This window comes from Paramesorhizobium leguminum (assembly GCF_003217235.1).
Classification (GTDB): Bacteria; Pseudomonadota; Alphaproteobacteria; order Rhizobiales; family Rhizobiaceae; genus Paramesorhizobium; species Paramesorhizobium leguminum.
Map to the genome: position 1 here is coordinate 212437 of NZ_QJTF01000002.1, position 21093 is coordinate 233529.

At 59.4% G+C, this 21093-nt stretch carries 23 protein-coding genes, 1 other RNA gene and 1 pseudogene; 10 read left to right on the forward strand and 15 right to left on the reverse strand.

The genetic code is table 11. The annotated features are described in order from the left end of the window. Positions 1-272, forward strand: a 272-nt coding sequence (locus tag C7477_RS18865) for a hypothetical protein (protein ID WP_210206127.1), incomplete at its 5' end; no start/stop codon positions are given. Between the two features lie 86 nt (positions 273-358). Here the strand turns inward: C7477_RS18865 and C7477_RS02570 are convergent. Further along, a complete protein-coding gene (locus C7477_RS02570) occupies positions 359-1150 on the reverse strand; it encodes a GGDEF domain-containing protein (protein WP_110748647.1) in 792 nt (263 codons plus the stop codon). Between the two features lie 91 nt (positions 1151-1241). Continuing rightward, on the reverse strand, positions 1242-2159 hold the full coding sequence (miaA, locus tag C7477_RS02575; RefSeq protein ID WP_425373495.1) for a tRNA (adenosine(37)-N6)-dimethylallyltransferase MiaA: 918 nt from the start codon (positions 2157-2159) through the stop codon (positions 1242-1244). 15 nt (positions 2160-2174) lie between these two features. Here miaA and serB point away from each other — a divergent pair, with 15 nt between their 5' ends. Together serB and C7477_RS02585 are read left to right on the forward strand one after the other, a co-directional pair. Continuing rightward, positions 2175-3062: a phosphoserine phosphatase SerB gene (gene serB / locus C7477_RS02580; protein WP_110748650.1), complete on the forward strand. Its 888-nt coding sequence runs from the start codon at positions 2175-2177 to the stop codon at positions 3060-3062. Further along, positions 3059-3619 (forward strand): annotated as a pseudogene (locus C7477_RS02585) (GNAT family N-acetyltransferase). The gene serB and the pseudogene C7477_RS02585 overlap by 4 nt, the downstream one beginning before the upstream one ends. Positions 3620-3829: 210 nt before the next feature. On the opposite strand, the gene C7477_RS02590 reads toward C7477_RS02585, so the two are convergent. From C7477_RS02590 to C7477_RS02630, 9 genes are all read right to left on the reverse strand, one after another. After that, complete coding sequence (locus C7477_RS02590) at positions 3830-5359, reverse strand: DegQ family serine endoprotease (RefSeq protein ID WP_110748653.1); 1530 nt, start codon at positions 5357-5359, stop codon at positions 3830-3832. Between the two features lie 186 nt (positions 5360-5545). Next, positions 5546-5731, reverse strand: coding sequence for a DUF2065 domain-containing protein (locus C7477_RS02595; RefSeq protein ID WP_110748655.1), 186 nt, complete (start codon positions 5729-5731; stop codon positions 5546-5548). 15 nt (positions 5732-5746) lie between these two features. Further along, complete coding sequence (gene hflC, locus C7477_RS02600) at positions 5747-6667, reverse strand: protease modulator HflC (protein WP_110748658.1); 921 nt, start codon at positions 6665-6667, stop codon at positions 5747-5749. Beyond that, on the reverse strand, positions 6667-7827 hold the full coding sequence (hflK, locus tag C7477_RS02605; protein WP_110748660.1) for an FtsH protease activity modulator HflK: 1161 nt from the start codon (positions 7825-7827) through the stop codon (positions 6667-6669). The genes hflC and hflK overlap by 1 nt, the downstream gene beginning before the upstream one ends. 181 nt (positions 7828-8008) lie before the next feature. After that, positions 8009-8533, reverse strand: coding sequence for a dihydrofolate reductase (locus C7477_RS02610; protein WP_110748663.1), 525 nt, complete (start codon positions 8531-8533; stop codon positions 8009-8011). Continuing rightward, positions 8530-8847 carry a BrnA antitoxin family protein gene (locus C7477_RS02615; RefSeq protein WP_110748665.1) on the reverse strand — a complete coding sequence of 106 codons (318 nt, stop codon included), beginning with the start codon at positions 8845-8847 and terminating at the stop codon, positions 8530-8532. The genes C7477_RS02610 and C7477_RS02615 overlap by 4 nt, the downstream gene beginning before the upstream one ends. Continuing rightward, positions 8825-9127 (reverse strand): BrnT family toxin, encoded by a 303-nt coding sequence (locus C7477_RS02620; protein ID WP_110748667.1) that lies wholly within the window; start codon positions 9125-9127, stop codon positions 8825-8827. Before C7477_RS02620 ends, C7477_RS02615 begins: the two co-directional genes overlap by 23 nt. 125 nt (positions 9128-9252) lie before the next feature. After that, positions 9253-10152, reverse strand: a complete 900-nt coding sequence (locus tag C7477_RS02625; protein ID WP_181418316.1) for a thymidylate synthase — start codon at positions 10150-10152, stop codon at positions 9253-9255. A gap of 96 nt (positions 10153-10248) precedes the next feature. Then, entirely contained in the window at positions 10249-10560 is a 312-nt protein-coding gene (locus tag C7477_RS02630; protein WP_110748669.1) for a DUF2853 family protein, read from the reverse strand. 270 nt (positions 10561-10830) lie between these two features. Here C7477_RS02630 and ssrA point away from each other — a divergent pair. Continuing rightward, positions 10831-11197: a transfer-messenger RNA gene (ssrA, locus tag C7477_RS02635) on the forward strand. 189 nt (positions 11198-11386) lie between these two features. Here the strand turns inward: ssrA and C7477_RS18695 are convergent. Next, positions 11387-11740 (reverse strand): hypothetical protein, encoded by a 354-nt coding sequence (locus C7477_RS18695; protein ID WP_146226052.1) that lies wholly within the window; start codon positions 11738-11740, stop codon positions 11387-11389. Positions 11741-11851: 111 nt separating this feature from the next. Between C7477_RS18695 and C7477_RS19410 the strand changes: the two genes are divergently transcribed. Next, on the forward strand, positions 11852-12142 hold the full coding sequence (locus C7477_RS19410) for an AAA family ATPase (RefSeq protein WP_342633257.1): 291 nt from the start codon (positions 11852-11854) through the stop codon (positions 12140-12142). Next, on the forward strand, positions 12069-12398 hold the full coding sequence (locus C7477_RS19415) for an AAA family ATPase (protein ID WP_342633258.1): 330 nt from the start codon (positions 12069-12071) through the stop codon (positions 12396-12398). Before C7477_RS19410 ends, C7477_RS19415 begins: the two co-directional genes overlap by 74 nt. A 61-nt stretch (positions 12399-12459) precedes the next feature. Here C7477_RS19415 and C7477_RS02650 read toward each other — a convergent pair whose 3' ends face one another. Continuing rightward, positions 12460-13671: a multidrug effflux MFS transporter gene (locus tag C7477_RS02650; protein WP_110748845.1), complete on the reverse strand. Its 1212-nt coding sequence runs from the start codon at positions 13669-13671 to the stop codon at positions 12460-12462. 308 nt (positions 13672-13979) lie between these two features. Between C7477_RS02650 and C7477_RS02655 the strand changes: the two genes are divergently transcribed. The 4 genes from C7477_RS02655 (at position 13980) to C7477_RS02670 (ending at position 15938) form a co-directional block, all read left to right on the forward strand. Next, on the forward strand, positions 13980-14570 hold the full coding sequence (locus C7477_RS02655) for a TetR/AcrR family transcriptional regulator (protein ID WP_245411698.1): 591 nt from the start codon (positions 13980-13982) through the stop codon (positions 14568-14570). Positions 14571-14788: 218 nt separating this feature from the next. Then, positions 14789-15352 (forward strand): SspB family protein, encoded by a 564-nt coding sequence (locus C7477_RS02660; RefSeq protein ID WP_110748675.1) that lies wholly within the window; start codon positions 14789-14791, stop codon positions 15350-15352. Between the two features lie 65 nt (positions 15353-15417). Further along, a complete protein-coding gene (locus C7477_RS02665) occupies positions 15418-15627 on the forward strand; it encodes a DUF4169 family protein (RefSeq protein ID WP_110748677.1) in 210 nt (69 codons plus the stop codon). 95 nt (positions 15628-15722) lie between these two features. Continuing rightward, positions 15723-15938: a ribbon-helix-helix domain-containing protein gene (locus tag C7477_RS02670; protein WP_110748847.1), complete on the forward strand. Its 216-nt coding sequence runs from the start codon at positions 15723-15725 to the stop codon at positions 15936-15938. 433 nt (positions 15939-16371) lie between these two features. On the opposite strand, the gene C7477_RS02675 is transcribed toward C7477_RS02670, so the two are convergent. Then, on the reverse strand, positions 16372-20085 hold the full coding sequence (locus C7477_RS02675; protein ID WP_181418317.1) for an AsmA family protein: 3714 nt from the start codon (positions 20083-20085) through the stop codon (positions 16372-16374). Positions 20086-20475: 390 nt separating this feature from the next. After that, on the reverse strand, positions 20476-20973 hold the full coding sequence (locus C7477_RS02685; protein WP_110748681.1) for a heme-degrading domain-containing protein: 498 nt from the start codon (positions 20971-20973) through the stop codon (positions 20476-20478). Positions 20974-21093 lie beyond the last annotated feature (120 nt).

Consider the following 21093-nt stretch of genomic DNA (forward strand, 5'->3'; position numbering starts at 1 on the left):
ATCCGCATATCGGCACCCCGCCGGTAGACGGCAACGGCCGCCCGGCGATCGAGGGCCCCAACCGGACGCATCCGCATATCGGCAACCCGCCGGTAGACGGCAACGGCCGCCCGGCGATCGAGGGCCCCAACCGGACGCATCCGCATATCGGTTCCGGCGTAACGGGGGGTAATTCCTCCATTGGCGAGGGAGTCACGGTAAGCGGTGGTTCGATCGCCGGCGCTTCCACCCATGGGTCTATGGGCAGAAGCAGCGGCGGATCAAAACGCTAAATCACTAAGCTAACAACTACGGAGGCCGGCTTGAGAGCCGGCCTCTCTATAGCGATAAACTCTTTATCGGAACAAAGGTTCCGATCTCAGGTACAGACCCGGTTGCGGCCCATATTCTTGGCTTGATAAAGCAGCTGGTCCGCGCGGCGATAAAAATCCTGCCAGCTTTCCTGCCGGTCCCATTCCGCAACGCCAATGCTCGTTGTCACCTTTATCGGCACATCGTCCACCGTGAGCGCGATTTCCGAAACCGCCTTGCGGATGCGCTCGGCAAGCTTTGCCAGATATTCCTTCTCCATGTTGGAGACGACGATGGCGAACTCCTCGCCGCCAAGCCGCGCCACCACGTCATGATAGCGTGTGTAATCCTTCAAGCAATGTGCAACTTCCCGCAGCACCGCGTCGCCCATATCATGCCCATAGGTATCGTTGACCGATTTGAAATGATCCAGATCCAGGATCATCAGCCCCACCGGTTTGTCGATACGCCCGAACTGCACGAGATATTCCTTGAGCGCCTCGTCGAAATAGCGCCTGTTCTGCATTCCGGTCAGACCGTCGGTCAGCGCCGCCTGCGCCAGCGTCTCGGACCGGGCGGAGAGTATCTGCGTCATCTGCTGCAGCTTGCCATGGTCCTGCGCCTGGATGCGGATGAGCGGATAGATAAGAAAAATCCCTGACAACAGCGCCGCAGCCAGAAAGAGCAGCGCAAACCCATTGGCCTGGGCGACATAATCGACCAGCATGGCGATGTCAGGGCCCATCGAGAGCGGCGTCAACATGCCCAGCGCCGTCTGAACGCGGTAAAGCATGATACCCACGCCGCCCAGAAAGACGATCAAAATAAAGAATGATGTTTCCGACTTGTAAAATCGCATGTGCACGCAGCCCCCGCTGACGCCATATACAACCTACGGGCGTTTCCAGCCCGTTAATTGCGCCACCGAATAATACTTGTTTGGCGTGCTGTCAGGAAAAAGCGTCGGCCTGGTTTACGTTGCGTAAAATCCGCCAGTTGGAATCGAGCTGATTGCGGAACCAGGTCATCTGCCGCTTGGCATATTGCCGCGTCGCGATCTTCGCCAGCTCCGCCGCCTCATCGAATGTAATCTCCCCTGCCAGCGCCGCGCCGATCTCGCGCACACCGATGGCCTTCATAGCCGGTAGCTGCGTAGAAAGCTCGAGCGCGAGCAATGCCTTGACCTCATCCACCGCGCCGCCCTGCATCATCATGTCGAAGCGTTGCGAAATGCGTGCCGCAAGCCATGCCCGATCCGGCAAAATGACAATTTTCCGCGCGGCATCAGCATCCACCAGCGCCCTGCCCTTTTCTTTCTGCCAGTCATAGATCGACCGGCCGGAGGTCTCGATCACCTCCAGCGCCCGGACAATTCTCTGTCCATCGGTTGGTCGGAGGATGCCGGCGGCAATGGTATCCATGCGGCCAAGCACCCGATGCAGTGCCGGTGCGCCTTCCGCCGCCAGCCGCGCCCGCCAGTGCTCGCGTACGATGTCCGGCACTTCAGGCATGTCGGACAGGCCGCCGGTGAGCGCGCGAAAATAAAGCCCCGTGCCGCCGACGAAAACCGGCGCGCGGCCCCGCAGTTCCGGCCGCTCCAGCACCGCTTCCACGTCCGCCAGCCAGCGCCCGGTCGAATAGAGTTGCGATGGCGGCACATGGCCGTAAAGATAATGCGGAGCCATAGCCAGGTCACCGGCCTGCGGCCGCGCCGTCAGCTGGTCGAGAACGCCGTAAACCTGCATGGAATCGGTGTTGACGATGAACCCGTCCCGCTCCTTGGCCAGACGCAACGCCAGCGCCGACTTGCCGCTTGCCGTCGGTCCGGCTATCAGGATTGCGTTCTTGATTGTCACATCATCCACCATGCCGGGAATTGCCTCATGTCACTGGTCGCCACGCTCATCGCCAATCCGGCTCGTCCTGTTCTAACCTCGTCGCTGGGGATTAAAGCCTCCGCGGCGGTGAATGCAACCGGACTTTATTGGCTGGCCGACGGCGTCGCCTGTGATCTGGCCTTGAAGGACGGCGCCGATATCCTTGAGACCGCAACTCTTCTGCGCGAGGCTATCGACGGCGAGCCGGTCGATATCGTCGTGCAGGAACAGGACGGGCGGCGCAAGAAAGTGCTGATCGCCGACATGGATTCCACCATGATCGGCCAGGAATGCATCGATGAACTGGCCGAGGAAGCAGGCCTGCGCGATGCCGTCTCAGTCATCACCGCCCGCGCCATGAACGGCGAAATCGCCTTCGAGCCCGCGCTGCGCGAGCGCGTGGCGCTCCTGAGGGACCTGCCGCTTTCCGTCATCGACAAGGTGATCGCCAGCCGCATCACGCTGACGCCGGGCGGCGTCGAACTGGTGCGCACGATGAAAAAGCACGGCGCCTACACCGCGCTTGTCTCCGGCGGCTTCACGGTCTTCACCCGCCGCATCGCCCGGATGATCGGCTTCAACGAAGACCGCGCCAATCTGCTGCTCGACGATGGCGAGCGACTGACCGGCGAAGTGGCTGAACCCATCCTCGGACGCGAGGCCAAGGTGGAAAAGCTGCTCGATATCTGCACAAGGCTCGGCATAACGACCGACGATGCAATTGCGGTTGGCGACGGCGCTAACGACCTCGGCATGTTGCAACTCGCCGGAACCGGCGTCGCGCTCCATGCCAAGCCGGTCGTCGCCGCTGAGGCCAAGGTCCGCATCGACCATAGCGACCTCTCCGCGCTGCTCTATATGCAAGGGTATCGCAAGACGGATTTTGTCACATGATCATAGCGGAAACCGAGCGGCTCATAATCCGCAACTGGCAGAAATGCGACCGCTAACTCTTTCACGAAATCAATTCCGACCCAAAGGTGATGGAGTTCTTAGGCTTCACTCGCGACCGGGCGCAATCGGATGAACTGTTCGACAGGCTCAAGCGCGATATCGACACGACTGGATACGGTTTCTATGCACTGGAAGAGCGGACGACCGGCGCTTGCATCGGCTTCGCAGGCCTAGCCCTCACCGACCTCGAACCGTATTTCACCAAAGGCACCGTCGAAATCGGCTGGCGGCTGGCAAGGCGCCATTGGGGCAAGGGCTACGTGACGGAAGCCGGACGCCGCCTGCTTGCGTTGGGCTTCGACGAGCGAGGCTTAAACGAAATCGTCTCCTTCGCCGTCTTCAACAACCACCGCTCCACCGCAGTCATGGAACGCCTCGGCATGAAACGCGATCCGGCCCGCGATTTCGATCATCCGAAGATTGGCGACGCGACGCCGCATCTGAAGCGACATGTGGTTTATAGTCTTAGGCGAGAGGATTGGGTACAAACGGTATAGCTAGAGCGGTTCTTGTTTTGATGGCATCGCCAAGCGCCCTCGCCCTTCGAGGCTTCGTTCCGCTTCGCTCCACTATGCACCTCAGGATGAGGGCTACTGCGGCGCTGCAACCCTTCACCCTCATGGTGAGGTGCGAGCGTAGCGAGCCTCGAACCACGGGGGTGAAGGGCACACAGTTGCTTCCATTAAATTGCTCTAGGCGATTTACCCTCATTCCACCCGCACCGTAACAAACCGCAATTCCCCAGTCTTCGACGCCAGCATAAGCAGCGCGTTCTTGCGGCCATCCTGGCGCAGCTTGTCGACGCGCTTCTGCACGTCCTCCGGCGAGGTAACGGTTTCCTGGCCGATGTCGACAATCACTTCGCCGGGGGCGATGCGCTTTTCGGCTGCCGCCGAACCCGGCGCAACCTCGGTTACCACCACGCCCTGCACATCGGGCGCGATCTCGAATTTCGCGCGCGTCGCGTCGTCCAGCGCGGCCAGCTTCATGCCCAGCACAGCCGTGGCAGCGGGCTTTTCCGCCTCGTCCTTCTTCTTGTCGGCGCCCTTGTCCTTGCTGCCATCCTTCGATTCCGTCTTTTCAAACTCCTCAAGGCGGCCAAGCTTCACCTTGACGATCTCTTCCTTGCCCTTGCGGATGACGACGACCTCGACCTCCTTGCCGACAGGGCTTTCAGCCACGACGCGCGGCAGGTCGCGCGCGCTATCGACCGGCTTGCCGTCGAACTTGATGATCACGTCGCCCGGCTTGATTTCCTTGTTGTCGACATTGCTGCCTTCCACCAGGCCGGACACCAGCGCCCCCTTGGTGGAGGCGAGGCCAAGACTTTCCGCAAGCTCGTCCGTGACGGGCTGGATCCGCACGCCAAGCCAACCGCGGCGCGTCTCGCCGAATTCCTTCAACTGGTCGATAACCGGCACCGCCATTTCGGATGGAATGGCAAAGCCGATGCCGATCGAGCCGCCGGATGGCGAGATGATCGCGGTGTTCACGCCAACAACCTCGCCTTCCATGTTGAACAACGGGCCGCCGGAATTGCCCCGGTTGATTGCTGCATCAGTCTGGATGAAGCTGTCATAGGGGCCGGAATTGATGTTGCGGTTGATCGCCGAAATAATGCCGAGCGTCACCGTACCGCCGAGGCCGAAGGGATTGCCGATGGCCATGACCCAGTCGCCGATGCGCGCCTTCGATGAATTGCCGAACTTCACCGCTGTGAGCTTATGTTTCTTCGGATCGATCTTCAGCACGGCCAGATCGGTCTTGGTGTCCTTGCCGAGAACTTCCGCCTTCAGCTTCGTCCCGTCGTTGAAAACGACCTCGACCTCATCGGCATCCGCGATGACGTGGTTGTTGGTGACGACGATCCCCTTCTCCGCATCGATGACGAAGCCGGAACCGAGCGACTGCACCCGGCGCGATTCCTCGCCGCCCTTGCCCTTCGGGCCGAAGAAATCATTGAAGAATTCCTGGAACGGCGAATCTTCCGGCAGTTGCGGCACAGGCGCCTGCTGATCAGCTCCGGGTGTCTTCACATTCTGCGCGGTGGAGACGTTCACTACCGAATCGATCAGCTTCCCCGCCAGATCCGCCACCGACTTAGGGCCTGCCACCGCAGGAGCCGGGGTCGGAGCTGGCTGTGCGGATACTTGCGCAATCGCGGAAACCGGCATTGCTCCAATGGCAAGCGCGGCAACGCCAGCGCGAAGATAACCGGATCGATTCCCGAAGGCCATGAGCGCAACTCCGCTAATATGAATAATCGATGACGCCGGGCGTGGAACCGCACCGATGGCAGGAAGCGATTGAAGCAATCGCCTGATTCTCAGCTTACCTCAGAAAATACGGTTTGTTTGCGGCCTTGAAAAGCTTCTCCTGCCGTCATTCCCGCGCTTGTCACGAGAATGACGGCAGGACCTCAATTATCCGCGCACCAGCCAGACGATGGCGACGCCCGCCGCAATCGCGAGAATACCGGCAATCCGCAGCACGGTCTCCGGCATCTCAGCCACATCCTTGGCAAAGCGCTTTGCCAGAGAAGGAAAGCCGCCATAGATCAGCCCCTCGAAGACGAAGAGCAGGCCTACGGCGGCAAGAAAGTCACTCATGAACGAACATTCCGGTCATCGCGCCGGTGCCGGGCTTGCCGGCTTGGCTGGCGTCGTCCCTTCCGCGTTCTGGAAGTAGCGGAAGAATTCCGAGTTCGGCGAGAGCACCATCGTCGTGCCGGAATTCTCCAGCGCCTGCTGATAGGCCGCCATCGAACGGTAGAACGCGAAGAAGTCCGGGTCCTTGCGCGAGACATTGGCGAAGATGCTGCTTCGCTCCGCCTCGCCCTGCCCACGCAGGATTTCCGATTCCTTGCGCGCTTCCGCCAGGATTTCCACGACCTTGCGGTCAGCCACGGCGCGGATGCGCTGTGCCGCCTCACGGCCACGGGCGCGCAGGCGCTCGGCTTCCGAAAGCCGCTCCGCCTTCATCCGGTCATAGGTCTGTTGCGAAACTTCCGCGGTCAGATCCGTGCGGCGAATACGCACGTCCTCGATGGTGAGGCCCAGCGAGGTGGCGTCTGGCCGCAGCTGATCGCGCACCTCGCGCATCATGTCGCCTCGCCCATCCGACAGCGCCGCTTCAAAGCCGCGCTGGCCGTAGACCCCGCGAAGCGCCGCATCGAGACGCGTACGCAGCCGCTGCTCGGCCAAGGTCGTCTCGCCCGAAACCGTCTGCATGAACTTCCGCGCGTCGGTGATGCGATAAACGAGGAAGGCATCGACATCATAAAACTTGCCGCCCGAAACCTGGACGCGAATATCGTCCAGATCGAAGCGCAGCAGGCGGTCGTCGATGATCTTGACCACGTCCGCGTCGAAGAAGGCAAACGGCAGCTTGAAATAAAGGCCCGGCTTGCTCTCCACATTCACGATCTTGCCGAAGCGCTGAACGATGGCCTGCTGGCGCTCCGAGACGATGAATATTGAGGAATAAAGCAGGAAAGCGACAATCGCGATGAGCCCTACGATGAAGGGTAGACGATTCTGGTTCATCACTGGCTGGCTCCCGTCGCGCTGCTGGTCCCGGAGGTACTGCCGCCGCTTGTGTTATTCTGGAAGACGCTTGGGCCGCTTGGCGCGGGCCGCTGCTTCGTCAGTTCGTTGAGCGGCAGGTAAGGCATCACACCCGTTCCCTGATCGATGATCACCTTGTTCGAGCCTTTAAGCACCTTTTCCATCGCCTCCAGGAACAGACGCTTGCGCGTCACATCCGGCGCCTTGGCATATTGATCGTAGACGGAGGTGAAGCGCTGCGCCTCGCCTTCGGCTTCCTGCACGATCTGGTTCTTGTAGGCCGCTGCCTCCTCGCGAATTTGCGCGGCCTGACCGCGCGCCGCGCCCAGCTTCTGGTTCGAATACTGGTTGGATTCCTCGACGAAGCGGTCCTCATCCTGTTCGGCGCGTTGCACCTCGTCGAACGCATCCGCTACTTCCGGCGGCGGCGCGGCGTCCTCGATCGAAACGGCGTTGATCTGAATGCCCGTCTTGTATTCGTCGAGCGCGCCCTGCACGATGGCGCGCACCTCATTGGCAATCTGGGCGCGATTATCACGGAACACGTCCTGCGCCGGACGCCGGCCTACGACCTCGCGGATGGCGCTTTCAGAAACCTGCTGCACCATGCTGTCGGGATTTTCCACGTTGAACAGATAATCGCGTGGCGATGTGACCTGATAAAGCACCGAGAACTGGACGTTGACGATGTTCTGGTCGCCGGTCAGCATCAGCCCCTGCGTGGCGCCGCGCGTGCCCTGTCCGCCGATATTGATCTGCTTTTCGGCGATCGACGCCTTTTCATAGGTCTCGATCGGCCAGAAGTGGAAATGAAGGCCCGGACCCGCGATTTCTTCCTTGGGTATACCGAAGCGCGATTCAACGGCAAGCTCATCCGGCTGCACCGTATAGACGCATTTGAAAAGCCAGAAGCCCAGAAGCAGCGCTGCAATCAGCGCATAGATGGCGTAATTGTTACGACCGCCGCCGCCGGGGAAAACCTGTTTCAGCCGATCCTGCCCTTTGCGCAAGATATCTTCCAGATCAGGTGGCGTGCCAGGATTGCGCGGGCCTTTTCCGCCGCCGCCCCACGGGCCGCCATTATTGTTGCCGCCGCCGCCCCACGGGCCGCCGCCGCCATTCTGATTGCTCCAGGGCATTCTTACCTCTCGTTTCGCACGCAAGAGGGAGCGTGCGGCCTCCCGGCATCAATTGATGTTTCCCGTTTATAGGGATGGTAAAGGCCGCTTTCAACGCAAGCGACAAGTTTTCGGCAATTTGTGGAGAGTTTTCAGTGATCTTTCCGATAAATCAGCTGTTATGACGCAGCCGCGACTGGTCCTACAGGTCGGCGCGCTCATAAATAATATAACGCGTGGCGTGGCTGTCCTTCTCGCCGGTCGGCACTTCTTCCATCGAAGCCATGCGCCACAGCGCCGGATCGATCGGCGGAAAATGCGTGTCGCCTTCCACCTCGCCCTTGACCTCGGTCACGTGCAGCCGGTCCGCCAGCGGCAGGGTCTGGCGATAAATCTCGCCGCCGCCGATCACGCAAATCTCGTTCGCCCCCGCCTCGTCCGCGCGCCTGCGAGCAATCACCAGCGCATCTTCCACCGAACAGGCAACATCGATGCCATCCACCGCGAAATCCGCATCGCGGGTAACAACGATATTGGCCCGCCCCGGCAACGGCTTCCCGATTGATTCCCAGGTCTTGCGGCCCATGATAACCGGCTTGCCCATGGTAATCGCCTTGAACCGCTTCATATCCGTCGAAAGCCGCCACGGCAGCCCATTGTCGCGCCCGATGACCCCGTTTTGCGCGACGGCGACGATGATGGAGATGGTGGGGGAAACCGCGCTCAACGCGACGCCCGCTTGATGCTCGCCAGCATTTCACGGCGCAGGATTCCATTCATCCGCGTTTGATAGCCTTTGCCTTGCGACTTGAGCCAAGCCAGCACATCGGAGTCAATCCGGACTGTCGTAGAGGTCTTGGTCGGCTTGAGAAACGGGTTGCGTATAGCATTTTCCCAAAACTTTTCGGTGAGCGGCGGAATGTCACTGAAATCAATTTCGCTATCCGGCATTTCGGCCAGTGCCTTGAGCTCCGCTTTCTCCTTTTCGGAGAGTGGCGGAGGATTGTTCAAGTCGAATTTAGTACGAACGTCGTCGCTCATAGCGTTTCCTTTCTTTCGGGTCGGCATGGCGGGCCGAAATGATACGAATAATTTCCGTGCCATCCTCCTCATCCCATATCATGTGGGCTACGATGAGCAGCATATGACCATCCACAAGACCTATGGTCTGCCAACGATATTCGCCATCATCGATACGATCTTGCTCGATGGTTGCAAACGGATCGGCAAATGCACGCCGCGCTAGCTCGAAACTGATCTTATGCTTTTGTTGATTGGAACGGTTCTTGCTTTCACTCCAGATAAATTCGCGTTCGTTCATGCATAGCCCCCTCCGTAATTACAGAATTGTAATAACAAAAACGGTGACTTGCAATATCAACTTTACCCAGAGCGCGCACTGTCCTTCAGTACTAAAATGTTTCATATACCAATTAAAAATGCTTACTACACCGCCACATCCGCCTTGATCGCCGCGTGGGGCTCATACCCCATCACTTCGAAATCATCGATCCGGTAATCATCGATACTCGCCGGCTTGCGTAAGAGCCGCATCTTGGGAAACTGCCTTGGCTCCCGCGACACCTGTTCGCGCGCCTGCTCCAGATGATTGAGATAAAGATGCACGTCGCCGCCCATCCAGATCAGCTCGCCCGGCTCAAGATCGGTCTGCTGCGCCACCATCATCAGCAATGCCGCGCCGCCGACGAAATTGAACGGCGCGCCGAGTTCCATGTCGCAGCTGCGCTGGTAGATCAGCAGATTGAGCCGGTTTCCGCCGGTGACGTGGAATTGATAGACCATATGGCAGGGCGGCAATGCCATTTCGGGCAGTTCCGGCACATTCCAGCCATGGAAGAGCATCCGCCGGCTCGACGGGTTGGTCTTCAACGTCTCGATAACACTGGCGATCTGGTCGTATTCCTTGCCGTCCGCGCCCAGCCACCGGCGCCACTGCTTGCCATAGACCGGCCCGAGATCGCCCCATTCCAGCGCGAAATCATCGTCTTCCAGAATGCGCTTCTCGAATTCGGCTTGAGAAATAGTCTCGCCAGTCGCCTTGCGGTATTTGTCGAGCGGCCAGTCGGTCCAGATGCGCACGTTTTCCCTGAGTAGCGCCTGGATATTCGTCTCGCCGGTCAGAAACCAGAGCATCTCCTTGACCGCCAGCTTCCAATAGACCCGCTTTGAGGTCAGGATCGGCACGGTGCCGTCCGAAAGATCGAAGCGCAGCATCGCGCCGAAGGTGGAGAGTGTGCCCACCCCCGTGCGGTCGATGCGCCTGTCGCCCTTTTCGAGGATATGGCTCAGCAGGTCGAGATATTGATATTCCGGATGCCGCGGCATGATTTCGTCTCCAACCCGCGCTTTATATGGAAGAACGGCCCGCAAAAATAGCAAAACTCCGGCGCATGCACCGGAGTTTTGCTCAAACATCCAAAATCAGAGGGTAGCGAGTTTTCCGAGCGCCTTGGCAGTCAGATAATAGAAGGTGACGCGCTGCTTGTTGCGATCACCCTTCATCAATTCGCCGACACTCTTGATGACTTCCTTGCCTTTGTCGGCATCGGTGATGCCAAGCTTCTTCTCGACCCAGCTTTTACGCACGCGCTCAACCTCGTCCGCATCGGAAGCAGCGACCAGCGAGGAATCCTTGTTGCGCAAGGCGATGCCCAGATGCTTTACGATCTTGTCCACGACTGCCGGATCAGCACCAGCATCGTAACGGCGGACGTCTTCGATATATTCACTCATGAGAATTCTCCTTCGGCTCTGGCCAACCCGGCCAACGGCTGCGTAAAGCCAGCCGGATTGAATGGAATCTGCGATAGCCCCCGCCGAAACATCGACCAGCGAAAACTGCCTGTCAATGCCCGCTACGCTGGAAGAACAGCGGCATTTCCCGGCGGCATATCCATCCATTAACATAGTATTTACACCGTATATCACGTATAAGCTCATGAAAAATCGATTAATAGATCGTAAAAGCGCCTGCAAATCCGCATGTCATTTCGCACCCGCTACCCTCTTCCATTTTTCAGCAAAAGCGCTTATATACGACCTGCCGGTTTCGACCGGCTATGGTGATAAACGGACGATGTAATAAACCTATTGGACCCGGGGGCGGTACCCGGCGCCTCCACCACAATGCAGCTTGCATATCCATGCTGCCTTGTGGCGGGGGCGAAATAGGATCGACAAGGGTGTAAAGATCGCTCTTTTGCTCGGCATGATACCACCGTTATCGGGTCAAAAGTGTAGTTGCAAACGACAACAACGCTAAGGGATATGCTGTAGCTGCCTAATGGCGGTTCCAGAATTCCGATCTAAGTCCTTCTGGTTAGCACCTTGAGGCGGGGTTCGGAGGTACCTGGCAACAGAAACCTCCACTTCCTCGGCACCCCTAAATTGCTGTTCCCATGACGCGATTTTCATGGAAGAAATCGCGGCGATGGATTTATCGCGGGGGCGCAATGGCAATGATTCACAATGAGCGCTGGAAACTGACGGCCAATTGGCTAAATACTGTTGCCGCCGGTACCATAATTGCCGGGAGCTTATCGCCTCTGGTCGCCACTACCTATGGATTGCCGACAGCGGCTGCTTTGTTTCCCGCCTGGCTTATCGTCGCATTGCCGTTCGTTTGGATTTCGGTGGGAATTATGTTACATATGGTGGCAAGAGCCATTCTCGGGAGACTGAAGGAATGACAATGCTTCAAGTCTTTGCTGTTTTCGGCGTACCAGCGATTCTTCTGGCAATAGGTCTGGTCACGCTGGTTATTGCAAAACGCGGCAGTGGCGATCACCTTCGCCCCGGCGAATAGTCCCCCGTGAATTCGGCATCTTTTTTCTTCTGGTTTATCCTGCCTTTCCTCATTGCGGCGGCGGGTTGGGGTATCGCGCTTCTCAATGACTGGAACGATCGCCGCCACAATCGCTTGCATCCGGGCGAATAATTCACGGCCTAAAGCCAGAAATTCCCCCTCATTACTTCATCACCGCATACTTGCCGTCTTCATGGTTGTATTCGCGTGAGGATTCTAATGTCAAAGGATACCGACCGTTTCTTCGTGCTCACCGGAGGCCCCGGTTCTGGCAAAAACACCTTGATTGAAGTTCTGCGCGAGTCGGGCTATGCTTCGTCTGCCGAAGCGGGTCGCGGCATAATTCAGCGGCAAATGGCAATCTCAGGTCCCGCGCTTCCTTGGGCGAACCCGGCGCTTTTTGCCGAGACTATGCTGGTTTGGGAAATGCGCTCATATGAGATCGCGCGGCAGGAAGATGGGATCGTCTTCTTCGACCGCGGTTTGCCCGATATTGCGTCTGGCACTTGAGGGGCTGCCCGTGCCAGAGCACACTGCAAAAGCGGCGGAGAGATTTCGCTACAATCGCATGGTCTTTGTACTTCCGCCCTGGCCGGAAATCTTCAAGCGAGATGCTGAACGCAAGCAGGATTTGGACGAGGCGCGACGAACCTTCGAGGCGGTGTCGGCAGCCTATATGGCGTGCGGCTATGAATTAATCACCGTGCCGCGCGTGACCGTCGAAGAGCGCGTGCGCTTTGTACTCAAAAAGGCGGGGCTGCTTTGAGCCTAAAGGCTCATGAGGGCAGGCTGCCGATACAGCCGCCCGCCTTTATAAATATTCTCTATTATTCCGCAGGCGCTTCCACCGTCATTTTCGCCCGGCGGCGGCCCAGCGAAACTTGCGTCAAAACAAACGCCGCGACCGCGCAGGCGGCGATGGCGACTACCATCGGCATCGCCGTGCCGTCGAAGAACGCACCGGCGATGCCCATGGCGATTGCTCCGGCGACGAATTGCAGCGTTCCCATCAAAGCCGATGCCGTCCCCGCGATCTGGCCATGCTCCTCAAGCGCCAGCACCGATGTCGTCGGGAGCACCAGGCCGAGGAAGCCGTAGCCGACGAACAGGAACGCCGCCATCACGTAGAGAGACTGGAAGCCCGACATCATCACAGCCACCATCAACGCCATCGCCACTGCATAACCGGTGACTGCCATGCGCACCACCCGCACCAGGCCATATCGGTCCGCCAGCCAGCCGGAGAGTTGCGACACGCTGAAAAACGACACGGCATTGATCGAAAACGCGATGCTGTATTGCGTCGGCGTCAGGCCGTAATGGTCGATCAGCACGAAGGACGAACTGGCGAGATAGACGAAGAATGACGACAGGCCCAGGCCGCCAATGAAGGTGAGGCCAAGAAAATTGCCGTCCTTAAGCAACAGCCGGTAGGCGCCGAGCGCGCTGCCGAGGCTGCTTTCAACCCGCGCCGATTTGGGCCGCGTTTCCTTCAGCGATGTGGCGAGCAGCACCATGCCGATGAGCGCCGCAATCAGCACCGCCCAGAACACGCCGCGCCAGCCGAAGAAGCTGATGATCGCCGTTCCTGTCAGGGGCGCGAGAATGGGCGATATGCTAAAGACCAGCATCAGCATCGACATCAGTCGCGCCGCGTCCACGCCGGTGTGCAGATCGCGCACCACGGCGCGCGGAATGACCATGCCCGCGCTGGCGCCGATGCCTTGCAGGAAGCGAAAGGCGACGAGCGTATCGATATCTCCCGCAAGCGCTGACCCGATGCTGCCGATGGCGAAGAGCACAAGGCCGGCATAAAGCGGCATTTTACGGCCCAGCATATCCGATAGTGGTCCGACGAAAAGCTGCGCCAACCCCATCGAGATAAAGAAGGCGAGCAGGCTCATTTGCACCGCGCTCGTCTCCGCCTGAAGATCGGCGCCGATCGTCGGCAACGCCGGCAGATACATGTCGATCGCAAAGGGTCCAATCGCCGATACCAGTCCAAGAATGACCGCAGTGTGAAAAAATCTTGATGTCATCATCGAAACTTTCGAAAGAGAGGACCGGTCAGGCAGCGCGTCTTGGGAGGATACGGGGTTCCGCCAGACCGATCGTCCGAAATGAGAGAATTCTTAAGCACCCCTTTTGTTGCAAAAGGAGTCATTGGTCCGAATTGGACAGTGGTGTCAAATTAGACAGTATTGTCTAAACCGTCAAGCTGCCTTATGTTCGCTCCATGAAACATGCTGACAAATCTGCTGTCATAGCCAGCCGGGCATTCGCCTGTTCCGATTTTGGCACGGCCGAAACGGGTCTGTCTTTCACCCGGCCCGGCAGCGGCCAATGCATGAAGCGTGATACCATCCTCGATGCCGCGGCGCGCGCCTTCTGCCGCGATGGCTTCGCCGGTGCGAGCATCGATCTCATTGCCGCCGAGGCAAGCGTTTCGCGCCAGACTATCTACAATCATTATCGTGACAAGGAAATGTTGTTCGGCGCGGTCGTGGGCGAAATCATGGAGCGTATGAACGCCGCGCTTTCCGGCATTCTCACCACCTTCCCTGAAAAGCCGGACAATCTGGAACAGGAACTCACCCTCTTCGCTATCAGGCTGGGCAAGAACTGCACCTGCAACCGGGATGGCGAATTTTTGCGCAAGCTGATCCAGGCTGAGGGAGAACGCTATCCTGAGCTATTCGCCGCTTGGCGCGAGATTGGACCCGCCAGGGTTTGGTCCACCGTCTCGGACAAGCTTGCCCGGCTGGCGAAAAGCGGCGCGCTCGATATCGACGATCCGGATTTGGCGGTTCGCCAATTCCTGGCGCTCGTCAATGCCGACCTCCAGTTCTGCGGGCTGATGGGCAAGACGCCGACGGAAAAAGAGATCGAGAACGCTGCCCGCAATGGTGTGCGAACCTTCCTGCGCGCGTTTGGTTGACATGCTTTCTCCCGCTATCCTGCTACAGCAAGTCTTCCCTGAAACCTTTGCCACGTGAACGCATTCCCATCTGCTTGGTATTGCGCCATAATGGCGATGCGGTTTATGGCTCTTTCGTTCTTGAGCGCGCCCCCGAAAAGCTCCCGGCTTTTCGGATGTGATCCGTCTCCTTAGAACGAACTTGACATTAAACCGCGAATCCGTGGGATAAGCACTTTATGGTACAGGATCTGATCCGTTACGATATTCTCGCTCAGGAAGCGCTGCGCGGTGTCATCCGCAAAGTGCTGATGGAAGTCGCCAAGGCCGGACTTCCGGGCAATCACCATTTCTTCATCACCTTTCTGACGGAAGCTCCCGGTGTCCGCATCTCGTCGCGGCTGAAGGAGAAATACCCCGAGCAGATGACGATCGTATTGCAGCATCAGTTCTGGGATTTTCAGGTGACCGAGCAATTGTTCGAAGTCGGCCTCTCCTTCGGAGACATTCCCGAACGCTTGGTAATACCCTTCTCCGCCATCCGCGGCTTCTATGATCCCTCGGTCAATTTCGAGCTGGAGTTCGATGTATCGGCGCTTGAACCCGCAGGCGACAATGATTCCGATGCCGCGGTTACCCGTATCGAAGCGCTGGACGAGTCTGAGGAAAAGGTGAAACCGAAGGCGAAATCCGCCGCCAAAACCCCGAAAAAATCCGCCGCCAAAGCCGGCGACAAGGACAAGACCGACGAAGCCAAGCAATCGGCTGATGTCGTCTCGCTCGATGCCTTCCGCAAGAAATAGCGCGATCCCGAAAAGTTGCAGGCTTTTTGGATAAGATCATGCGGCTATAACAGGGCTCCAATCCAATGAACGACATCGTCAATTTGCGCCAATTCAAAAAGCGTAAAAAGCGCGATGAAAAAGAGCAGGCTGCTGTGGAAAATCGCATCCGGCATGGGCGGACGGGTGTCGAGAAGAAATTCGAGCGCGAGAAAGCGCTGAAGACAAGCGAATTTCTAGAACGCAATCGTCTCGATCCGCCTCCCTCTCCCGAAACCGGCGACGATGGCGCATGAGCGCGTCCGACGATCCCCCTCCGCGCTCCGGCAGTTCCCGTTCTGCCGGCCCCCGTTCTGCCGGCCCCCGTGCTGTCGGCCCCCATCCTGCCGGCATTGTGCGTAAACGCTCTATCAGCCTTCACGGCCATGCCACCAGCTTTTCTCTGGAAGACGCCTTCTTTGAAATCATCGAGACAATAGCCCGCGAGCGCAGCATTTCGCTGAGTGCTCTCGTCGCGGAAGTCGACGACGGGCGCGACAAGCGCGCGAACCTCTCCTCAGCGTTGCGGCTCTATGCGCTGGAATGGGTGAAATCCGGCGGGAGTTAGAGCATTTCACATCCACATGGAAACAACGGTGCGCCCTTCACCCCCGTGGTTCGAGGCTCGCTACGCTCGCACCTCACCATGAGGGTGAAGGGTCGCAGCGCCGCAGTAGCCCTCATCCTGAGGTGCGTAGTGGACCCTGAGCTTGTCGAAGGGGTAACGAAGCCTCGAAGGGCGAGGGCGCTTGGCGATTCCATCAAAACATGAACCGCTATAGAGCGGTTCATGTTTTGATGGATGGCTTGAATTCAGCTTTTTGAACCGTTGTTGCCATGGATAGGTAGAGGAATGGATCCCAATGACAAGCACTGGGATGACGGTTGCTTTGCTGTTGGCAAGCCAAACCTTCAACCTCTCCGCTTGGCAGAAGCATATCCGGTAGTGAAAAACCATATCCACCCCGTCGACGACTTATCAGACGGTCGCGTACCCCTTTCTACGGCGTGAGCTTCAAAGGCTTCTCGCTTCCGCCGGTGGCCGGACGGTCCTTCGGGATACTTCCAGTTTCCTGCGCCCGGCGCGCCGCCGCTTCTGTCGCCTTCCGCGCCGCTTCCTCCTGCTCCGCAACCTTACGCGCCTCTTCCGCGCGGCGGCGTTCCTCCGCCTGGTGTTCGAACAGTGCCACCTCACGGCGCAGCCGCTGCTTTTCGACAAGCGCCGCCTGCATCGCCTCCACCCGATCCTGTTCGCGCTCCAGGGCGCGCTGCGTCAGAAACTGGGTGAGCGGCTGGCGGTCGAAGGTGACGGCAGGATCGCGATAAGGCCCGTCGATAGTAAAGCGCACCGCCGGTTCGGCGCCGGCGAGCGCCTCCGCGCCCGGCTTGAGCAAAAAGCTCCCCTGCGCGCCAACGGTCATTTTGGACAAATCCAGCCGCAAATCGGAGGTTAGCGTTGATTTTTCCGTTTCCAGCTGGAACGATGGCACGCGCGCGGTGCCCCCCGCGACCGTGAAAGCCAATTCCGCCAAACCGGACCTGAACGCTCCCGATTTCAGATGTTCGGCGGTCATCGCATCGAGCGTTGCGGCAGGCGCGTTCGGATCCGCCTTACTGGCCGCATCGAGGATTGGCCGCAACCCGTCCGGGTTAAGCCCTTCAATCGAGAGCCCGTCAGTGCCGAGAATGCCGGAACCCGCCATCGATGCCATCACCTCACCAACGGTCTTGCCCGTGCCGTTGAGCGAGGCGGTCAGCTTGGCTTTCCCGCTCAGCGGGGCGATATTATCCGGCAGCGAATAGAGGCCGGCAATATCCCCATCCCACGTGAACTGGGTCGAGGCCAGCGCATCGCCGCCCGTATTGCGCAGGCTGAAATTGCCGCCTATTTTGCCGCCACGAAGCGTACCCGCGAGATCATTGAGAACGAGCGCGTCATCAGCCTTCGCGATCTTCGCCGAGAAGCCGGTGACCTCCCCCAGCGGCCCGGCATCGGCCATATCCGCCGTGACCGCCAGATCGGCCAGCAGCGGAAACGCCGGCGCTTTGGCGAACGCGCCGTCGGGCCAGGCATTGTCTTGGCCGCCGCCCCTGTCTTCAAACGCCTGCGGCCCCAGCATGAAAGCGGCGAGGCTACCAAGATCGAGCCTGCCGGTCTTGACCTCGCCCTTGAGCCGCGGTTCGGCATTATCGGCGAGGCTCGCCTCGATCTTTGCCGTCACGGGCTCTCCATCCACCATGCCGCTCAAATTAGGCAGGCGCACGATGTTCTTGGCGAACTGGAAATCGCTGGCGAGATCGACCGGCAATCCCGAGCCGAACCCCGGCAATGAATAGCCCGTCACAGCCATGAAAGGCTGGAGATCGGCGGCTTTCAGCACCGCCTTGCCACTGCCGGTCAGATCACCCGGGCGCAATGTAAAGACGCCATCGACCGTTGCGGAACCATCCGGCGCCTTCAGCGTCAACTGCGATTTCATCCCTTCCGATGGCACTCCCTGCAGCGAGAGATTGCTTTCGAGCTCCCCGGCAAGGCCAAGCGGCAGCGCCGGAAGGCCGATAAGCGCCATCAGCGCCTCGCCCCCTTGCGTCTTCGCGTCCGCCGTCAGCGCGAGCTCCAGCGGGATGTCACTCCACGGATTGCCGCGCGCCATGCCGGAAACGCTGGTCGTAATGCCCCCGATTTTTCCATGGGCGCTGAACGAAAATTCGCTGCCGCTCTTTTTCTCGACGGTCGCTGCCTTGTCCGCCACCGGCCCAACCGCATTGCTGACCAGCGTCAGCTCGCTGTCGGAGAAGAGGCCGGGATAGGCCGCCGCCCGCTTCGCCAGCGCCGTGAAGAGCGGCACGGCGGGATAGCGCGCCGCAAGCTTCCTGATCAGCGGAGCGAGATCGTCGGAGAGGATGGTGGCGTCAACCGATCCGCTTGGATCCGGCTTGAACGGCTCCAGCGTCGCGGTCGCCGTCAGCGTTGCGCCTGAAAGATCCGAAACAATCAGCCGGTCGATATCGAAGCGGCCCTGACGCAGCCGGAATGCCGTATCCACAGACGCCGCCTCGAAGCCGCCCTGGGAAACCGGGCCTGCCTTCAGCTTTACGTCGATATCCTGGTCGGCCAGGCGCGGGCTCCCGCTATCGCTGGCGAAAAGCGCCGCGAATGCCGCCAGCGCATCACCATCCAGCGCGCCGCCTTCCAGCGCGAGCTGCATGGAAGGCAGAATACTTGTCTCCGACCTTCGCAGGAAGGAGCCTTTGAGCGAAGCGCCGCCCAGCGCCAGTTCCAGATTGTCGGCGCGCTGTTCGCCCTCATGCAGGCTCACTTTGGCGGAAAAGCCCGCGCCGGGAAGCCGCCGGATCGCCTCGCCCACATCCTTGGTAAGCCATGCGGCGAAACCGGATGGCTGGCGCGAGGCCATCAGCAAATCGCCATCGAAGCCGAAGTTTTCACCGACGAGAAGCTTGCCCTTCGCCTCGATTTGCGTGCGCCCGGGCAGATCCGCCTTGAGCGTCTTGACGTTCCAGCCATCGCCGCCCGGCTCCGCCTCGACGATCACGTCGCGAATGGTGGTATCGCCGGCGATGATTGCCGGAAGGCGCAGGTCGATGCTGCCGGGAATGGTCGGGATCGGCGCCCCGTTCATCAGCCTGCGGAAGGCTGCGATGCGCTGGACCAGCGGAACCGCCGCCACCGGCTCGCTGGCCGTTCCCGTTTGCCCGGCGCCATCCAATAGCACCTGCTGGCCGTTGGCGCTGATCATGAAGCGCGGATCGCTGCCATAATCGAACAGCGCCTTGCCATCCACCACATAGGCGTCATCGGCTGGCCCCTGCTCCATGCGGAATTGCGGCATGTCGAGCTTCGAATAATCGGCAGAAAAATCGCCGGTGATGCGCATATTGGCGAAGAACGGCCGTTCCTGCGGCTCCGTGACCCTCGCCTGCTTGGCGGCATTACCACTGCCAGAGGCAAGCTTTTCTGCCGCGATATCGGAGGATTTGATAGCGAACTTGCCCGTATAGCCAAGCTTTCCCTCGGCAAGCGCCATGGTGCCATCAGTCTCGAAAACCGCCGGCATCGCATCCGGACGGATGCGGGCGCTGAACCGCAAGCCGCCGGGCTTTACCTCGCCCGTCGTCACTTCCAACGCGGCCTTTTGGCCATCGAGCGCCAGCCGTCCGTCGAAGCGCCAGGGACCGGCGAGGCTCGCCGCCTCCATCGTTGCGTTGATACCGGAAATCCGATGCTCGCGATTGCCGGCCTCATCGCGCACGATGATCGAGCCGTCGGTGATCCGCAGATTCTCCAGCTTGACCTTCGCCGTCTCAAGCGATGCCGCCGGGTGGATCGCCCAGTCGATTCTGCCGGTCTTGTCGATAGCGATCAGCGCACGGGGCTTCTCCATCCGCATGTCGAAAATCAGGATTTGCCCGCGCAGGAAAGGCATGAGCTCGGCATCCATCGAAAATTTCTCGACTGTCATCGCCGGCTGGGAACCTTTGTCGCCGACGCGGACATCGAAGAAGGTGACGGATGGAAACGGCAGAAGCCGGGCATTGGCGGCGCCGGCCACCGTTACCGGACGGCCCAGAATCCGGCTCGCCTCACGCTCGAAGTCGGCCCGATATCCCGTCCAGTCGATAAAAGGCGGCACGACCAGCGCCGCCGTCAAAAGCAGCACCAGCAAACCGCCGAAGAATACGAAAATGCGCCCCAAACCTTGGCTCTCCAATCACATCCGCGTGACAAGGCGCAACATAATGGCATCGATCCGGCGACAACAAGGCAAATTGCAGTTTACACGCCGGAAAAAGCAAGGGAGCAGCTCAATACGACGCGGTCACAGCGCCGGATTGACCATCCTGTTCCCCTCAGCCGCTTCGTTGCGATATCCACGAACGATCTTGTCTTGGCAGCGGCCCTCCGCCCCCTCAGGTTGAACGATGTGGATCGGCAACGGTTCTTCTTCCTGCTCGGTCAGGATGGGGATGAGCTTGCATTCCGCAATTAATGCGGGCAGAAAATTCCACTGGGCCGACGGCCCTCGTCCGCTGGACCATCCGGGTCTCTCGGAACTGGGTCTTTAGCTGGGCGGTGTCCGCCTCGGTCACATCTCTGGAAGAGCAAGCGCCACGGCGTCCGCGCCCAGCATCGTGGCAAGCGCTCGAACCACCAGATTATGATCCTCCCGCTGCGGCAGGCCGGAAACGATCACCGCGCCGATGATTCCCGCTCCCTTCACGCGGATCGGGAAGCCGCCGCCGGCAAGCGCGTAGTCCTCAACATCAACCGCGCGGTGCGGAGGAAACAGGCGATCATCGCGGTCCTGCTCCAGCACGAGCCGATAGCTGCTGGCATGAAAGCGTCGCACCACGTTGAACTTGCGGCGTATCCATTCCTGATTATCCGCCGTCGCCCCCGGCGTCGTCGCGAAGAACAACCGCCGGTCCCACAGGCCGATCTCGATGGCTATCCCTAACCCCTCAAGCAGGGCGACATCGCGAATCCGGTTTCCCAGATCAAACGCCACCGCCTCATCGAAGGCGTCGAAGACCAGCATCTGCTCCTGAACAAGGATTTTCTCGATATCTTCGCGATGGCTCATGCGCAGCTCCTTAAGGGACTATGGCAATAAGGGAGTATGTTTTGCTCATAACATATTCCCTTATTGCCATACTCCCCTACTCCCTTCCGACTTGATTGATAAGCCTGTTACGGCTAGTGA